Annotated in this window: 17 protein-coding genes; 6 read left to right on the forward strand and 11 right to left on the reverse strand. The window is 68.5% G+C overall.

Annotation, left to right across the window (positions count from 1 at the left end; translation table 11 throughout):
* Positions 1 to 30: 30 nt before the first annotated feature.
* The 8 genes from BLW44_RS05755 to BLW44_RS05790 all read right to left on the reverse strand — a co-directional run bounded on the left by BLW44_RS05755 (position 31) and on the right by BLW44_RS05790 (position 9308).
* Positions 31 to 870 (reverse strand): DUF559 domain-containing protein, encoded by an 840-nt coding sequence (locus BLW44_RS05755; protein ID WP_167347457.1) that lies wholly within the window; start codon positions 868 to 870, stop codon positions 31 to 33.
* A gap of 276 nt (positions 871 to 1146) precedes the next feature.
* On the reverse strand, positions 1147 to 1926 hold the full coding sequence (pstB, locus tag BLW44_RS05760; RefSeq protein WP_056312627.1) for a phosphate ABC transporter ATP-binding protein PstB: 780 nt from the start codon (positions 1924 to 1926) through the stop codon (positions 1147 to 1149).
* 34 nt (positions 1927 to 1960) lie between these two features.
* Positions 1961 to 3058: a phosphate ABC transporter permease PstA gene (pstA, locus tag BLW44_RS05765; protein ID WP_060926583.1), complete on the reverse strand. Its 1098-nt coding sequence runs from the start codon at positions 3056 to 3058 to the stop codon at positions 1961 to 1963.
* A gap of 1 nt (position 3059) precedes the next feature.
* Complete coding sequence (gene pstC, locus BLW44_RS05770; RefSeq protein ID WP_060926584.1) at positions 3060 to 4025, reverse strand: phosphate ABC transporter permease subunit PstC; 966 nt, start codon at positions 4023 to 4025, stop codon at positions 3060 to 3062.
* 129 nt (positions 4026 to 4154) lie between these two features.
* Positions 4155 to 5258, reverse strand: a complete 1104-nt coding sequence (gene pstS, locus BLW44_RS05775; protein WP_060926585.1) for a phosphate ABC transporter substrate-binding protein PstS — start codon at positions 5256 to 5258, stop codon at positions 4155 to 4157.
* A 172-nt stretch (positions 5259 to 5430) separates the two neighbouring features.
* A complete protein-coding gene (locus tag BLW44_RS05780; RefSeq protein ID WP_060926586.1) occupies positions 5431 to 6408 on the reverse strand; it encodes an NUDIX hydrolase in 978 nt (325 codons plus the stop codon).
* Positions 6405 to 8570 carry an RNA degradosome polyphosphate kinase gene (locus BLW44_RS05785; RefSeq protein ID WP_060926647.1) on the reverse strand — a complete coding sequence of 722 codons (2166 nt, stop codon included), beginning with the start codon at positions 8568 to 8570 and terminating at the stop codon, positions 6405 to 6407. Before BLW44_RS05785 ends, BLW44_RS05780 begins: the two co-directional genes overlap by 4 nt.
* A 54-nt stretch (positions 8571 to 8624) precedes the next feature.
* Entirely contained in the window at positions 8625 to 9308 is a 684-nt protein-coding gene (locus BLW44_RS05790) for a winged helix-turn-helix transcriptional regulator (protein ID WP_060926587.1), read from the reverse strand.
* A gap of 74 nt (positions 9309 to 9382) precedes the next feature.
* Here BLW44_RS05790 and BLW44_RS05795 point away from each other — a divergent pair, with 74 nt between their 5' ends.
* From BLW44_RS05795 to ygfZ, 3 genes are all read left to right on the forward strand, one after another.
* Complete coding sequence (locus BLW44_RS05795; RefSeq protein ID WP_060926588.1) at positions 9383 to 9670, forward strand: hypothetical protein; 288 nt, start codon at positions 9383 to 9385, stop codon at positions 9668 to 9670.
* 167 nt (positions 9671 to 9837) lie between these two features.
* The gene (locus tag BLW44_RS05800; protein WP_060926589.1) at positions 9838 to 10440 is read left to right on the forward strand and encodes a nitrobindin family protein; all 603 of its coding nucleotides are present in this window, start codon (positions 9838 to 9840) and stop codon (positions 10438 to 10440) included.
* A 1-nt stretch (position 10441) separates the two neighbouring features.
* Positions 10442 to 11563: a CAF17-like 4Fe-4S cluster assembly/insertion protein YgfZ gene (ygfZ, locus tag BLW44_RS05805; protein WP_060926590.1), complete on the forward strand. Its 1122-nt coding sequence runs from the start codon at positions 10442 to 10444 to the stop codon at positions 11561 to 11563.
* Between the two features lie 24 nt (positions 11564 to 11587).
* On the opposite strand, the gene BLW44_RS05810 is transcribed toward ygfZ, so the two are convergent.
* Positions 11588 to 12412 carry a hypothetical protein gene (locus BLW44_RS05810; RefSeq protein WP_060926591.1) on the reverse strand — a complete coding sequence of 275 codons (825 nt, stop codon included), beginning with the start codon at positions 12410 to 12412 and terminating at the stop codon, positions 11588 to 11590.
* Positions 12413 to 12472: 60 nt separating this feature from the next.
* On the opposite strand from BLW44_RS05810, the gene BLW44_RS05815 reads away from it, so the two are divergent.
* On the forward strand, positions 12473 to 13222 hold the full coding sequence (locus BLW44_RS05815) for a phosphoglyceromutase (protein ID WP_060926592.1): 750 nt from the start codon (positions 12473 to 12475) through the stop codon (positions 13220 to 13222).
* A 63-nt stretch (positions 13223 to 13285) separates the two neighbouring features.
* Here the strand turns inward: BLW44_RS05815 and phoU are convergent, their stop codons facing one another.
* Positions 13286 to 13984: a phosphate signaling complex protein PhoU gene (phoU, locus tag BLW44_RS05820; protein WP_060926593.1), complete on the reverse strand. Its 699-nt coding sequence runs from the start codon at positions 13982 to 13984 to the stop codon at positions 13286 to 13288.
* A 221-nt stretch (positions 13985 to 14205) separates the two neighbouring features.
* On the opposite strand from phoU, the gene BLW44_RS05825 reads away from it, so the two are divergent.
* Together BLW44_RS05825 and BLW44_RS05830 are read left to right on the forward strand one after the other, a co-directional pair.
* A complete protein-coding gene (locus tag BLW44_RS05825) occupies positions 14206 to 15423 on the forward strand; it encodes a sensor histidine kinase (protein ID WP_060926594.1) in 1218 nt (405 codons plus the stop codon).
* Positions 15420 to 16103: a response regulator transcription factor gene (locus BLW44_RS05830; protein ID WP_060926595.1), complete on the forward strand. Its 684-nt coding sequence runs from the start codon at positions 15420 to 15422 to the stop codon at positions 16101 to 16103. The genes BLW44_RS05825 and BLW44_RS05830 overlap by 4 nt, the downstream gene beginning before the upstream one ends.
* A gap of 81 nt (positions 16104 to 16184) precedes the next feature.
* Here BLW44_RS05830 and BLW44_RS05835 read toward each other — a convergent pair whose 3' ends face one another.
* Positions 16185 to 16724, reverse strand: coding sequence for a hypothetical protein (locus tag BLW44_RS05835; protein WP_060926596.1), 540 nt, complete (start codon positions 16722 to 16724; stop codon positions 16185 to 16187).
* Positions 16725 to 16729 lie beyond the last annotated feature (5 nt).

Consider the following 16729-nt stretch of genomic DNA (forward strand, 5'->3'; position numbering starts at 1 on the left):
GGCGGGTGTCGAGGGTCTCCGAACTCCCACTCAGTCGCGTAGGTCGTGCGCGAGCGCACCCACGATCGCTTCGACCACCATCTCCCAGTCGCGCACGATCATCGCGTACGTGAATCGCAGCGTCTGGTAGCCCTGAGCTGCTGCAACCGCATCGCGCTGCAGGTCCTTCGCTCGCATGTCGTCTCCGTCATGGTTCGCGCGTCCGTCGGCCTCCACGATGAGGCGCGCGCCGATGACGAAGTCGACCTCTCCCACCCCGGCGATGTGGACCTGCGTCCGCACGTCGATGCCGAGCCTGTGCAGGCGGAGACGGATGAGGGACTCCAACCCGCTGTCGGCGTCGGCCCTGGCGAAGGCGACGAGCCACCTCAGCTGTACGGGGAGATGCCGCGTGAGCCAGAGGATGTCACGGGCCCGGAGCAGGGACTTCCGCAGGGCCGACTCGAGAGCGGCGAAGAAGGTGTCCTCATCTGCGCACTGCGCGATCTGCAGGAGGACGTTCGCGATCGGCGGCAGCACGCCGACGCTGACCGTTCCGGCGTCCCAATGGATACGGCAACTCGTGCACGATCCGCGATGAGTCCCCGCTGCGCCCATCCAGACATGAGCGGTTTTCGGCGCGCGGAGGATCCACAAGCCGTATAGGACGCCGGCGGCGCAGCATCCGATCGTGCCGCCGTGCTCAGCCGCGTGGACCAGATCCGGTGACGCGTCAGGAAGGGCATACACGCCTTGGCGTGGCCGGATGATCGCGCCTGCACGCACCGCTCGTGCGAGCTCGGAGTCTGTCACGCCCAGCCGCATCAGTTCTCTGGTGCGGGCCATGCGGCCCACACTGCGCAGCGCCACATCCGCTCGTCTGAAGGACATCCACCGATGATCGTCTGTGCAGCTCCTGGCCGATGCGGCCACAGGCCGGTCTGACCACGACCTGTGTTGAACTTCACGAGCAGCCCCGCCGTGTAGTCGCAGTCATGAACGTGAAAACCCAGACGATCGGATGCCGCGTCGCGTGTCGAGAAGACGACACGCGGCGTGGGGCACCGATGGTCTGGGTTTTCCAAGAGGGGAGAGGGGGAGAGGGGGAGAGGGAAGGGGGAGGGGGAGAGGGGGAGAGGGAAGGGAGGGGGGAAGGGGGGCGGATGCTCAGCCGAAGCGGCCGGAGACGTAGTCCTCGGTCGCCTGCACCGACGGCGTGGTGAACATCGTGCGGGTGTCGTCGTACTCGATGAGCTTGCCCGGCTTGCCGGTGCCCGCGATGTTGAAGAAGGCGGTCTTGTCGGAGACGCGGCTCGCCTGCTGCATGTTGTGCGTCACGATGACGACCGTGTACTGGGTCTTGATCTCGGCGATGAGCTCCTCGATCGCGAAGGTCGAGATCGGGTCGAGCGCCGAGCACGGCTCGTCCATCAGGATCACGTCGGGGGAGACGGCGATCGCCCTGGCGATGCACAGGCGCTGCTGCTGTCCACCCGAGAGGCCGGAACCCGGACGGTCGAGGCGGTCCTTGACCTCGTTCCACAGGTTCGCGCCGCGCAGCGACTTCTCGACCAGGGCGTCCTGGTCGCTCTTCGCCATGCGCGTGTTGTTGAGCTTGACTCCTGCGAGCACGTTCTCCTTGATCGACATCGTCGGGAACGGGTTGGGGCGCTGGAACACCATGCCCACCTGTCGGCGCACGAGCACCGGGTCGACGCCGGCGCCGTAGAGGTTCTTGCCATCGATCAGCACCTCGCCCTCGACGCGCGCGCCGGGGATGACCTCGTGCATGCGGTTCAGGGTGCGCAGGAACGTGGACTTGCCGCATCCGGACGGGCCGATGAAGGCCGTGACGGTGTTGGGCTTGATGTCGATGCTGACGCCTTCGACGGCGAGGAAGTCGCTGTAGTAGACGTTGAGGTCGTTGACTTCGATGCTCTTGGACACGAGAGGGATCCTTTGTTTCAGTCGGGAGTAAGGCTCAGCGGCCGTTGATCTTGGGGGCGAACACCTTGGCGATGATCCTGGCGAGCAGGTTCAGCGCCATCACGATGACGATGAGGGTGAGGGCTGCGGCCCAGGCCCGCTCGAGGTAGGCGTCGACGGGGATGCCGGGGTACTTGGCCTGCATGTACGAGAACACCGGCAATGTCGCCATCTGTCCGCTGAACATGTTCAGGTTCATCCCCTGCACGATGCCGACGGTCAGCAGCAGCGGCGCGGTCTCTCCGATCACTCGGGAGATCGCCAGCATGATGCTGGTCAGGATGCCGGCGATCGCGGTGGGCAGCACGACCTTGATGATCGTCAGCCACTTCGGCACGCCGAGTGCGTAGGCGGCCTCGCGGAGCTCGTTCGGCACGATGCGCAGGAGCTCCTCCGAGCCGCGCACGACGACCGGGATCATCAGCACCGAGAGGGCGAGCGAGCCCATGACACCCATTCGTGTACCCGGCCCGACGATGATCGAGAAGACCGAGTAGATGAACAGACCGGCGACGATCGATGGGATGCCGGTCATGACGTCGACGAGGAAGGTGATGCCGCGGGCGAGCCTGCGGCCTTCGCCGTACTCGACGAGGTAGATGGAGGTCATCAGACCGATCGGCACCGAGATAATCGTCGCGCCGAGCGTGATCAGGAGTGTGCCGTAGATGGCGTGGATCGCGCCGCCGCCCTCGCCCACGATGTTGCGCATCGAGAAGCTGAAGAACTCTCCGTCGAACCGCATGAGGCCGTTGATGACCACGGTGTACAGGAGGGAGATGAGGGGGAGGAGCGCGACGACGAAGGCGCCGGACACGAGGGCGGTCATGAGCCGGTCGATCGCGTGGCGGCGGCTCTCGACCACCGACGAGATGACGAAGATCAGCACCATGTACAGCACGAGGCCGACGACGAGCGCGAGCGCGATGTTGAAGTCGGCGGGGTCGTTGCCCGCGTTGACGAACGCGAAGATCGTGGCCGACACCGCGAAGGCACCCAGCAGGAGCGCCCACGGCGCCCACTTGGGCAGGTGGCCGGCCGAGGTGATGTGCGTCGGCGTCGCGACGGGCGAGGGAGTGAGTGTGGCGGTCATGTCAGTTGGCTCCCGAGAACTCGGCACGGCGCGAGACGATCCAGCGGGCCACGAAGTTGACCGCGAAGGTAACGATGAACAGGATCAGACCGGCGGCGATGAGCGTGTTGACGCCCTCGTCGTGGGCCTCGGGGAACCGCAGCGCGATGATCGCGGGGATCGTCGTGGGGTTCTCGGGGTTGATCAGGTTGAACGTGACGATGCCGAGCGGCGAGAGGACGAGCGTCACGGCCATCGTCTCGCCGAGAGCGCGTCCGAGGCCGAGCATCGCACCGGAGACCATGCCGCTGCGGGCGAAGGGGAGCACGGCCATCCTGACCATCTCCCAGCGGGTCGCACCGAGCGCAAGCGCCGCCTCCTCGTGCAGCTTCGGCGTCTGCAGGAAGACCTCGCGGCAGATGGCCGTCATGATCGGAAGGATCATCACGGCCAGGACGAGGGAGGCGGTGAGGATCGTCTTTCCGGTCCCGGAGGGGGTGCCGCTGAAGAGCGGGATGAATCCCAGGTTCTCGTTGAGCCATTTGTAGAAGGGCACGAGCATAGGGGCGAAAGTGAGCGCGCCCCACAGGCCGAAGACGACCGAGGGGACGGCGGCCAGCAGATCGATGATGTAGCCGAGGAAGCCGGCGAGGCGACGCGGGGCGTAGTGCGAGATGAAGAGCGCGATGCCGATGGCGATCGGGGCCGCGATGACCAGCGCGATGAAGCTCGACCACAGCGTGCCGAAGACGAAGGGCCAGACCCATGACAGGAACGACTGTCCTTCGAGGATGTGGTTGCCGCTCGTGTCGGCGGAGAGCGCCGGGATGGCCTGGACGATGAGGAAGACGGCGACGGCGGCGAGGGTGACGAGGATGATGATGCCCGCTGCCAGCGCGGTGCCGGAGAAGACGAGGTCGCCCCGACGGCGCGGGGTGCGAGACCCGGTGGAACGGGTGGTATCGGGACCCGTTGTGGTTGTGGTCATCGGAGCGACTCCAGGCTCTGAGGGACTTTCGGGGTTTTCATGCGGGTGCCCCCGCAGTGTCGGTCGAGTCCTACGACCGACACCACGGGGGCGTCGGGACCGGAGCTCAGCTGGTGGCTGAGCTCGCGGTCACTCCGTGACGATCGCGTCGATCGCGGTGTTGATCTGGTCGCGCAGGCTGTCCGAGATCGGGGCGCTGCCCGCGGCCTCAGCAGCAGCATCCTGGCCCTCTTCCGAGGCGACGTACTCGAAGTACGCCTTCACGAGGCCGGCGGTCTCGGCGTCGTCGTACTCGACGCAGCCGATGAGGTACGAGACGAGCGCGATCGGGTAGGAGCCGGCGGGTGCGGCTGCCGGGTCGACCGCGTAGGCGAGGTCGTGGTCGGAGCGACCCTCCTCGAGCGGCGATGCCTCGACGAGTGCAGCGGCGGCCTCGGCGGAGTACGCGACGTACTCGCCCTCGACCTCGACCGCGACCTGTCCGAGGTCGGCCGTGCGCGATGCGTCGGCGAAGCCGATGTATCCCGAGCCGTTGGTGATCGCGTCGACGACGCCCGAGGTGCCGTCGCCGGCCTCACCGGTCTGCAGCGGCCACTCGTCGCTGGCCTCGTGGGTCCACACGTCGGGGGCGACGGCGCTGAGGTACTTGGTGAAGGTCTCCTGCGTGCCGGAGGGGTCCGAGCGGTGCACGGGGACGATCGCCTGGTCGGGAAGGTCGACGTCCTCGTTCTGCGACGCGATCGCGTCATCGTTCCACTTGGTGATCGCGCCGGAGAAGATCTTGGCGATGGTCTCGCCGTCGAGGTTGAGCTTGTCGACACCCTCGAGGTTGAACGCGACGGCGACGGGGGAGATGTAGACGGGGATCTCGACGATCTCGTCCGAGGCGCAGGAGCCGAAGCCGCCGGCGGTGATCTCGTCGGCGTTGAACGCGCGGTCCGAGCCGATGAAGTTGGAGGAACCCGCGATGAAGTTCTCGCGGCCGGTGCCGGAGCCCGTCGCGGTGTAGTTGACGGTGGTGTCGGGGTTCGCGGTCTGGAAGGCGGCGACCCAGGACTGCTGAGCGGCCTCCTGCGAGGAGGCGCCGGTGGCCTCGATGGTGCCGGAGAGCGTGGACTCGCTCGGCGCGTCGGTGGAGCCGCCGGTGCCGCCTTCGTTCGCGGCACAGCCGGCGAGAGCGAGAGCGGCGACGGCGCCGATGGCGCCGATTCGTGCGATTCGGGAGATCTTCACTGTGGATCCTTCGATCTTTGATGGGTGAGGCCCGGTGCAGGGCACACAGTGACGCTAAGTGCGGCGGTTAACGAGACTCTCCCGCGCAGGTGAACGGAAGGTGAACGGCGGTCGACTCTCTGGGGCGGATGCCAGAGGGCACACGGGTGCGCGGCAGCCGCGAGCGGACCGATCAGACCTTGGGGATGTGCGTCTCGATCGCGATGATCCCCGACCCGGGGTGGGACGCCGAGACGTGCACGACCGAGAAGGCGGCCGGCTCCAGATCGGCCGCACTGTTCACGTACGACCCCCGGATCGTGCCGGTGGCGAGCGCGATCTCGGTCAGGATGCCGGGGAGCACCGGACCATGGCTGCACAGCACTGCGGGCTTGCCGGCGCGGACCCGTCGTCCGATCACGGAGCGCAGGTCGTCCTGGCCGTCCTCCCAGGCATCCTGACTGATCTTCTCGGTCTTGACGGGTTTGCGGTCCAGTGCCTTCGCGAGCGGGGCGACCGTCTGCACGCAGCGCACAGCGTCGCTGGTGACGATCTTGCGCACGCCGAAGGCGCGCAGGGGACCGACGATCGACTTCGCCTGCTCGCGTCCGCGGGAGGTCAGCGGGCGCGCGGCATCCGCGCCGTCCCAGTCCGACCGTGCGAGCGCCTTCGCATGGCGCAGCGCGATGATCGGGAACGTGCGCAGCGCGCCGTCCTCGACCAGCTTCTCGAAGAAGTCCAGGATCTCCAGGTCCACCGGGTAGCTGAGTCGCGCGCGGGCCTTCTTCAGGCTCACCCATTCGAGGGCGGCGATCTCGCGATTCGGCACGAACGTCGAGGCGCGGATGGCCTCGGGAGTGGCCTCGGCGGCCCAGTAGTGCACGACCTTCTGCTTGCTGGACGGCAGGTGGTAGCGGCTCACCCCGACCGGCACGCCGAGGAAGACGCGGATGCCGGTCTCCTCGTGCACCTCGCGCACGGCGGTCTCTGCGAGCATCTCACCGGGGTCGACCTTGCCCTTGGGCAGCGTGATGTCGCGGTACTTGGTGCGGTGGATGAGCAGGATCTTCAGCTTGTCGTCGACGAGCCGCCAGACGACGGCTCCGGCCGCGTACACGGCCTTGTCCGTCCATTTCGACCGCTCCGTCTCGGCGGTCGACGGCCGGCTCATCGGACCGCCCGTGCGCGACGGCGCCGCTGGATCAACCCCATGGTCTTGTCCTGCAGGTCGATCAGGGGCTTGCCGTCGGCATCCTCGGCATGCCGTGTCCAGACGCCCTCTGCCCCGAGATGCCACGACGTCGTGCCCGGATCCATCGCGAGGTCGAAGAAGTCGAGCAGGTCCTTGAGGTGCACGGGGTCGGTGACCCGCACCAGCGCCTCGACGCGGCGGTCGAGGTTGCGGTGCATCATGTCGGCGCTGCCGATGTACACCTGCGGGTCGCCGTCGTTGTGGAACGCGAAGATGCGCGAGTGCTCGAGGTAGCGGCCGAGGATGCTGCGCACCGTGATGTTGTCGCTGATGCCGTCCAGGTCTGTGCGCAGGCTGCAGATGCCGCGCACCCACACGTCGACCTTCACTCCGGCGGCGCTGGCACGGTACAGCGCGTCGATGACCTCCTCGTCGACCATCGAGTTCACCTTGATGCGGATGCTGGCGGGCTTGCCCTCCTCCGCGTTGCGGCGCTCATGGTCGATCTGGCGGATGAGTCCCTTGCGCAGGTGCAGCGGAGCGACGAGGAGTCGCTTGAACTTCTTCTCGATCGCGTATCCGCTGAGCTCGTTGAACAGACGCGTGAGGTCCTTGCCGACCTGCGCGTCGGTGGTGAAGAGCCCGAAGTCCTCGTAGATGCGGCTGGTCTTCGGGTTGTAGTTGCCGGTGCCGATGTGCGAGTAGTGGCGCAGGACGCCGTCCTCCTCGCGGATCACCAGGGCGAGCTTGCAGTGGGTCTTCAGACCGACCAGGCCGTAGACGACGTGCACGCCGGCCTTCTCGAGCTTGCGCGCCCAGACGATGTTGTTGGCCTCGTCGAACCGCGCCTTGACCTCCACCAGTGCGAGGACCTGCTTGCCCGCCTCAGCGGCGTTGATCAGCGCCTCCACGATCGGACTGTCACCCGACGTGCGGTAGAGCGTCTGCTTGATGGCGAGCACGTGCGGGTCACGGGCGGCCTGCTCGAGGAACGAGACGACGCTCGTGGTGAAGGACTCGTACGGGTGGTGCACGAGCACGTCCGACTTGCGGATCGCCTTGAAGATGTCGGCCCTCGTGTTGCTGCCGGTGGGCTGGAAGGCGACGGCCGTGGTCGGCAGGTGCGGCGGGTACCGCAGGTCGGGGCGGTCGATCCGCGACAGGTCGAACAGCCCCCGCAGGTCGAGCGGCCCGGGGAGCCGGTAGATCTCCTGGTCGGTGATCTCCAGCTCGCGCACGAGGAGGTCCATGGTGACCTCGTCCATGTCGTCCGTGATCTCGAGGCGGATCGGCGGGCCGAAGCGACGCCGCAGCAGCTCGGCCTCGAGGGCCTGGATGAGGTTCTCGCTCTCGTCCTCCTCGATCTCCACATCCTCGTTGCGGGTCAGGCGGAAGGCATGGTGGTCGAGCACCTCCATGCCGGGGAAGAGGTCGCCGAGGTGGTTCGCGATGAGCTCCTCGAGGGTGAGGAAGCGCTTGATCTCGCCGGAGCCCGGAACCTCGACGAAGCGCGGGAGCATCGGCGGCACCTTGAGGCGGGCGAACTCCTGACGCCCGGTGCGCGCGTTGCGGATGCGGATCGCGAGGTTCAGCGACAGCCCGGAGATGTAGGGGAACGGATGCGCGGGATCGACCGCGAGCGGCATCAGCACAGGGAAGACCTGAGCGCCGAAGTAGTCGGACAGCTTCGAACGCTCGTCGTCGGTGAGCTCGGACCACTCGGTGATCTCGATCCCGGATTCCGCGAGGGCCGGGCGCACGAGTGACTTCCAGGCCTCAGCGTGGCGCAGCTGCAGCGCGTGCGCCTCGCGGGCGATGTCTGCGAGGGCGTCGGCGGGGGAGCGGCCGATGTTGGTCGGCACGGCGAGCCCCGTCACGATGCGCCGCTTCAGTCCGGCGACACGCACCATGAAGAACTCGTCGAGGTTGCTGGCGAAGATGGCGAGGAAGTTCGCACGCTCGAGCTCGGGCAGCGACGGATCCTCGGCGAGCTCGAGCACACGCTGGTTGAAGGCCAGCCAGCTCAGCTCCCGGTCGAGGTAGCGGTGGTCGGGGAGGAGTGCGTCCGGCGACTCGATGGCGTCGAAGTCGTCGTCTTCTGCGTCACCGAGACCAGCGTCGGCGAGTGCGGGATCGATCATGGGGTACATCTAAGCACCGTGAGGTGACGCACGCGTGAACGGGCGCCGGATCCGTCACAGAGCGGCGGGCACCGTCTCGTCGTCGTACACGTTGAATCGGTACCCGACGTTGCGCACGGTGCCGATGATCTGCTCCTGGTCGCCGAGCTTCGCGCGCAGGCGTCGCACGTGAACGTCCACCGTCCTCGTGCCGCCGAAGTAGTCGTATCCCCACACCTCGCTGAGCAGCTGCTCGCGGGTGAACACGCGAGACGGATGCGTGGCGAGGAAGTGCAGGAGCTGGAACTCCTTGTACGTGAGGTCGAGCGGACGACCACGCAGCTTCGCGGAGTAGGACTGCTCGTCGATCGTGACGCCAGAGGCCTGGACCCTGGAGGGCTCGGCGACCTCGTCGCGGCGGGCGAGGGCCAGGCGGACCCTGGCATCCGTCTCGGCCGGGCCGGCGGTGGAGAGCAGCACGTCGTCGATGCCCCATTCGCCCGAGAGGGCGCTCATGCCGCCTTCGGTGACGACCAGCAGCAGCGGAGCATCCTGCCCGGTCGCGCGCAGCAGCCGGCACAGCGACTTCGCCCCGACGAGATCGGTGCGGCCGTCGACGATCACGATGTCGTAGTCGGGGGCGCTCACCAGCTGGGCCGGTTCCGCCGGGATCTGGCGCACGCGGTGACTGAGCAGTTCGAGAGCGGGCAGCACCTGCTCCGTCAGTGGAGCATGGGTCAACACCAGGACCTGAGCCACACGCACTCCTTCCGCACGGCGGGGGGAACGCCGTGCGGCAATGATACCGGGCGCTGATGGGTCACAATGGAGTCATGTCGCAACCAGCGCTCGCACCGCGTAACGCGTTCGTCGGCGTGCTCGTCGTCTGGGCGGTCGCCTTCCTCGCCTCCATCGCAGTGGGCATCTTCGTCGCCGAGGAGTGGCGTGTGCCGTGGCTGCTCGTGGCGTTCGGCGGCGTCGTGCTGCTGTCCTTCGCGGTGCAGCTCCGCTACGGCCGCACGGAGGGCTTCATCTTCCGGGTGGGGGGCAGCGCTCTCGGCGCCCTTCTGCTGATGGGCGTCATCTCGGTGGGCTTCGGGCTCGCCGCACTCGTCACCTGACCCGCGAACGAGACAGTCCCTCCGCGCGGAGGGTAAAGTGGTGCCCATGGACCTCATGGCGCTCGAACTCTTCTTCATCGGCCTGCTGGGCCTGGCGAGCCTCGCGATCGCGTTCGTCTCGGTCGTCGTGCTGCGCAACCTCTTCCGCGGTCAGCGCTGAGCGCACCGTGCTCGAGCTGCCCACCGATCTTCCCGCCGACCTCGCGCCGCTGGCGTGGCTGGTCGGCGTCTGGGAGGGGACCGGGGTCATCGACTACCCCGTCGGCGACGATCGTCTGCAGGGCGAGTTCACCCATCGGGTGAGTTTCAGCCACGACGGCGGCCCTTTCCTGAACTACTCCGCGACGGCGACCTTCACGGGTGAGGACTCTGCGGTATCCATCCCACTCGTCGCCGAGACGGGCTTCTGGCGTCTGAGCCGTCCGGCGACCGACGCCGATCCGGGTCCCGGGCTGCTGCCCCCGCGCGCCGAGCAGGCGGTGCGCACGGTCGACGACGTCGAGGCACTGCGGGCCGCATCCGGGGGATTCCCGATCGAGGTGTCGATCGCACACGCCGACGGGATGCTCGAGCTCTACCTCGGCGAGATCAACGGACCCCGCGTCGACATCGCCTCGGACGCGATCGTCCGCGGCGCGGGCGCGAAGGAGTACGGCGCGGCGACGCGACTGTACGGCCTCGTCGGCAACCACATGCTCTGGGCCTGGGACATCGCGGCTCTCGGCACTCCTATGCGGGCACACGCGTCCGCGCGATTGGCCAAGGTCTGACATGACCGGTTTCAGCGACATCCCCGGCGCGGTGCAGAGCGACGACGGGATCGCCCACTTCGGCGACGCTTTCCGCGAGCAGCGCCGACTCGCCGTCGGCGCCGCCATCGTGCCGCTCGACGACCGCACCGTCATCGAGGTCGCCGGCTCGGAACGACTCACCTGGCTCGACTCGATCACCTCGCAGGCGGTCGGTCGCCTCGCACCCGGGGAGAGCACCGAGCTGCTGGTGCTCGACCCGCAGGGTCGGGTGGAGCACGCGGCGGGCGTCGTCGACGACGGCTCGTCGACGTGGCTGATCGCCGACTCCGGCGACGCCGACGCGCTCGCGACCTGGCTGACCCGGATGAAGTTCCGCACGCAGGCCACGGTCGACGTGCGTCCCGACCTCGCGCTCCTCGGCTTCGTCGACGGCGGCACCGCGGCGCAGCGCGCGCTCGCCGCGGCATCCGCTCCCACCGGAGCCGCACTGGTCTGGACAGACCCGTGGCAGCAGGTCAGCGCGGGTGGGCACCAGTACGCCGAGATCTCCGAGCACCCCGGTGCCGAGCTCGCGTGGCGCGTCGCGATCGTCCAGAGGGATGCGGCCGATGCGCTCGCCGCGACCCTCGCGGCCGACGAGGTGGCAGGGCTCCTCGCCGCCGAGGCGCTGCGGGTCGCCGCCTGGCGCCCCCGCTGGTCGGCGGAGGTCGACGAGCGCTCACTGCCGCACGAATCCGACTGGATCCGCACCGCGGTGCACCTGAACAAGGGCTGCTACCGCGGACAGGAGACCGTCGCGAAGGTGCACAACCTCGGGCATCCGCCGCGTCGCCTGGCCGCCCTGCACCTCGACGGCAGCGAAGCGGTGCTGCCGGCCGTGGGCGATGCCGTCTTCGCCGGCGACGACGAGGTCGGACACATCACCTCGGTCGCCCGGCATCACGAGGACGGCCCGATCGCCCTCGCCATCCTCTCCCGACGCACACCGGTCGGCGATCTCGTCGTCCGTGCCGAGGGGGCGGACATCGCCGCGACCCAGCAGGTGATCGTCCCGGCCGACGCCGGAGCCATGGCCGATATCCCGCGCATCACGCGTCTGTCGCGTCGCCCCAGCGCACCGGATCCCCGCCAGGCCGGCTGAACCGGCACGACCGGGAGCCCGGGGTCAGATCAGTGGCGCCACCGCGCTCCAGGGGAGTGTGAGCTCTCCGAGCCTCCAGCGGCTCCTGCCGCCGAGGACCGGCCAGCCCTGATCACGCAGAGCCGAGACGACGGCGAGGAAGCGCTGCGTCGCACCGAACGTCGACAGCGGCGCGGCCCGATCCCACTCGCGGTCGAGATCGAGGAGCAGCGAGTGCACCCGCTCGCCCGGCACGTTGCGGTGGATCAGCGCCTTCGGGAGGCGCTCGGCGACGATGCTCGGGCGCTCGAGCTGCGCCAACCGCAGTGAGAGGGTGAATCGCAGCGGCGCTCCCGTGGGCGCCACGTCGACCCAGCTCGCCACGCGGCCGATCTCGTCGCACGTCCCCTCGACCAGCAGTCCTGCGGTCGAGAGGCGCGATGCCATGGTCCGCCAGGCCTCGCCGACATCCGCCTCGTCATACTGGCGGAGGACGTTCATGGCGCGGATCACCGCCGGACGCCGTCCGGAGGGGAGCGGCACCTCGAAGCCGCCGCGGGCGAACGAGACCCGCAGGTCCCGCGGGAAGGGAGTGCGTCCGGCCCGGACCTCGGCGAGCTGTCCGTCGGCGGTGGCCACCCTCTCCTTGTCGAGTTCGAGACCGCGCACCTCGGCATCCGGGCGCACCCGCTGCAGGCGGGTCGCGAGCTCGAATGCGGTCACCCCGCTCGCTCCGTAGCCGAGATCGATCACGAGCGGGTCGTCGGCGCGGCGGAACGCCGGGCTCGCGGCGATCCAGCGGTCATTGCGGCGCAGACGGTTCGTCCCGGTGGTGCCGCGGGTCGGCCGACCGACAGGAGATGACGCCATGCGTCAATCCTCGCAGGGCCGCGGCATGGACGCGTCGACCTCCGCCGATAAACTGGGCCCATGACTGCGAAGCGCACCCTGATCCTGCTCCGTCACGGCCGGAGCGAGTGGAACGAACTGAACCTCTTCACCGGCTGGGTGGATGTCCGCCTGAACGAGCAGGGCAGGAACGAGGCCCGTCGCGGTGGTGAGCTGCTGGCCGAAGCCGGAATCCTGCCCGACGTGCTGCACACATCGCTGCTCAGCCGCGCCATCCAGACGGCGAACATCGCCCTCGACGCGGCCGACCGTCTGTGGATCCCCGTCACGCGCTCGTGGCGCCTGAACGAGCGCCACTACGGTGCTCTGCAGGGCAAGGACAAGGCGCAGACGCTCGAGGAGTTCGGCCCGGAGCAGTTCCAGCTGTGGCGTCGTTCGTTCGACGTGCCGCCGCCCCTGCTCGACGACGACAGCGAGTTCAGCCAGGTGAACGACGTGCGCTACGCCGGGATCGACGGCGAGGTGCCCCGCACCGAGTCGCTGAAGCTCGTCATCGATCGCCTGCTGCCGTACTGGGACAGCGCGATCGTCCCCGACCTGGAGGCCGGGAAGACGGTGCTCGTGACGGCGCACGGCAACTCGCTGCGCGGCCTCGTGAAGCACCTCGAGGGCATCAGCGACGAGGACATCGCCGAGCTCAACATCCCCACCGGCATCCCGCTCGTCTACGAGCTGGACGAGAACAACGTGCCCACCGGCCCCGGTCGCTACCTCGATCCGGAGGCGGCAGCCGCCGGAGCGGCAGCAGTCGCCGCGCAGGGCAAGAAGTAGCACCGGACGACGAAGGGGGCGGATGCTGACAGCATCCGCCCCCTTCTCGCGTCCGTCGAGGACTCAGGCGTGACCGAACTCCTGCTGCTGCTCGATCGCCAGAGGGATGTCCTCCTCCTCGATGCGCCAGTCGCCCGTGGCCAGGTAGATGACCTTCTTGGCGACGGCGACCGCGTGGTCGGCGAAGCGCTCGTGGTAGCGGCTGGCGAGCGTGGCATCCACCGTCGCGGTGGCCTCGCCCTTCCAGTTGTCGCTGAGCACCTTCTCGAACACGCTGGCGTGCAGCTCGTCGATGTCGTCGTCGGTGTTGCGGATCGTGTCGGCCAGCTTCAGGTCCTGGGTGCGCAGGAGCTCCGAGAGCGTGCGGGAGATCTCGACGTCCAGCTCGCCCATCTTCGTGAAGGTGCCCTTGAGGCCCTTCGGGATGGCGCGCTCGGGGAAGCGCAGGCGCGCGAGCTGGGCGATGTGCTCGGACATGTCGCCCATGCGCTCGAGCGACGCGCTGACGCGCAGCGCGGTGACGACGACGCGCAGATCGCGCGCGACCGGCTGCTGCCTCGCCAGGATCTCGATGGCCTGCTCGTCGAGGGCGACGGCCAGAGCGTCGATCTTCGCGTCGTCCGCGATGACCTCCTCTGCCAGCTCCACGTCGCTCGTGGCGAACGAGCGGGTGGCCTTGTCGATCGAGACCGTGACGAGGTCGGCGATCTCCACGAGCTGGGACTGCAGGTCCTCGAGGGACTGATGGAAGACTTCGCGCATGTCGGCGCAACCTTTCGTTCGGGTCTCGACTGTGATGCCAGCGCGAGACGGCTGGTGCGTTCGCGCGGGAGGAGAGCACAGCGCTCCCGCACAGGCCCGAGAGCGATTGTCTGCTCCGAAGGTTAACGAACGGTGCCCAGCACGTGAATAGTACTTCTCGCGTCGGGGTGAGGGCCGGTGAACCCGCCGAATCGCAGGTGAACGCACTCTACGCTGGGGATATGACCCTGCCGCAGATCGCGCTGCTCGCGTTGGCCGCGGGACTCGTGATCGGCGTCGGCCTCTCGCTCCTGGTGGCCTGGGCGTACCGCGCGAGAGCCCGCGTCGCCGACGAGACGTCTCTCGTGGTCCCGGAGGGCGTGACGGCGGTGCTCGGCAGCATGGACGATGCCGCCTGCGTGGTGGACTCGTCCGGACTCGTCCTCGCCGTCTCGAAGGCGGCGACGCGCTTCGGCATCGAGGTGGGGTCTCCGCTGGAGAACCCCGAGCTGCGTCAGCTCGTGCGGGGCGGGCGCGCAGAGGGCGGCTCCGCCACCGAGTCGCTGCGGCTCACCCGCGGCGGGCTCAGTCTCGACCCGCGCCTGGTGTCGGCACGCGCGAGCGTGATCAGCCCGCGCATGACTCTGCTGATCATCAGGGATGTCACCGAGCAGGAGCGTCTGGATCAGATGCGCCGCGACTTCGTCGCCAACACCAGTCACGAACTCAAGACCCCGGTGGGTGCCGTCACCCTGCTGGCCGAGGCGATCGAGTCGGCAGCCGACGACCCGGCGCAGGTCCGCCACTTCGCGACGCGCATCTCCGCCGAGGCCTCGCGTCTGGGGCAGCTGACCGGCCGCATCATGAGCCTGTCCCGCCTGCAGGCCGAGGATGCTCTCTCCGACGTGCGCCCCGTCGCGATCGACGAGGTGCTCGCGACTGCGCTCGAAGCCCATGTCGTGCAGGCCGATTCCGCCGGGGTCGAGATCGCCCGCGGCGGGGACCGGGGCGTGTGGGTCCGCGGGGACTCGCAGATCCTCATCGAGGCTTTCGGCAATCTCATCGCCAACGCGATCGCCTATTCGCCGCGAGGATCCCGCGTCGGCATCGGCGTGAAGGCCGAGGAGGGCGTCGTCGAGATCGCCGTCTCCGATCAGGGCATCGGGATCGCCGAGGGCGACCGCGAGCGCATCTTCGAGCGCTTCTATCGTGCGGACGAGGCTCGCTCCCGCCGCACCGGCGGCACCGGCCTCGGGCTCTCGATCGTCAAGCACGCGACCCAGCGCCACGGCGGCGAGGTGCGGCTCTGGTCGCGCCCCGGCCGCGGATCCACCTTCACCATCCGGCTTCCGAGGATCGACGCTCCACCGAGGGTCGACAAGGACAAGAAGAGCAAGAAGAAGCGCGAGCGCAAAGAGGCGAAGGCCCCCGCTCGCGTCCGAAACGGAGAGAACGCATGACCCGCATCCTTCTGGTCGAGGACGAGCCCGACCTGGCCGACCCGCTCGCCTACCTCCTGCGCCGCGAGGGGTACGAGGTGGAGATCGCGGAGGACGGCCCCGGCGCCCTCACGGCGTTCCGCGAGCGCGGAGCCGACGTCGTGCTGCTCGACCTGATGCTCCCCGGCATGCCGGGCACCGAGGTGTGCCGACAGATCCGGTCGACCTCCGCCGTGCCGATCATCATGGTCACGGCCAAGGACTCCGAGGTCGACATCGTGGTGGGGCTCGAGCTCGGCGCCGACGACTACGTCACCAAGCCGTACTCGTCGAGGGAGCTGCTCGCCAGGATGCGGGCGGTGCTGCGTCGCGTGGTCCAGGCCGACAGCGAGCTCGACGAGCGGGTCCTCGACGGGGGACGTGTGTCGCTCGACATCGACCGCCACACGGTCTCGGTCGCCGGTCAGCAGATCAACATGCCGCTGAAGGAGTTCGAGCTGCTCGAGGTGCTGATGCGCAACTCGGGTCGTGTCCTCACCAGGGGGCAGCTCATCGACCGGGTGTGGGGGAGTGACTACTTCGGCGACACGAAGACGCTCGACGTGCACATCAAGCGCATCCGCTCACGCATCGAGGAGAACCCCGGTGAGCCGGTGATGCTCGTCACCGTGCGGGGCCTGGGGTATCGCTTCGAGGGCTGAGCGTCGCTGCGCTCTCCCTGACGACCGAAGAGGCCGACACCCCGCGGGGTGTCGGCCTCTTCCGTCAGCGTGCGCTGTGGATCAGTTCTCGGGAGCCGGCGCTGCCGTGTCGGTCGGCATCGGCGTGGGCTCCGGCGTGCTCTCGGTCATATCGGGCACGAGGTCGGCGTAGTACGGCAGCGAGCCGTCGAGGACGGGGACCTCGGTCTTCGTCCCTGCGCCGTCGCCGGACTGGAAGTGGATCTCGACGGTCGCGCCCGGCATCGTGTCGAGGCCGACGATGCGCAGCGGCTCCTCGTCGCCACCGAGGCTGATGGTCTTGCCTGCCGGCACCTGGACGGTGAGCGGGTCGTCTTCGACGCCCGAGACCGTGATCGTGAGCGTCGCCTTGTCGGAGGTCGGGTTCACGAGTGCGCCGACGAAGTTGCCCACGGAGCCGTCTTCGGTCGCGACGACGAAGGCGTTGCGGACGTCGATGGGGCCGTCCTTGTCCGAGACGTTGACGCCGTCGGAGGCGGAGTACTCGATCGTCGTCGCCTGCGGCGAGATGAACGTGCAGCCCGTCGCGCCGAGAAGAACGAGGGCGCTGATGGCGGCAGACGCAACAAGGCGCGATTTCACGGGTC

Origin of the sequence: Microbacterium hydrocarbonoxydans (assembly GCF_900105205.1) — a bacterium.
GTDB classification, from domain to species: Bacteria; Actinomycetota; Actinomycetes; order Actinomycetales; family Microbacteriaceae; genus Microbacterium; species Microbacterium hydrocarbonoxydans.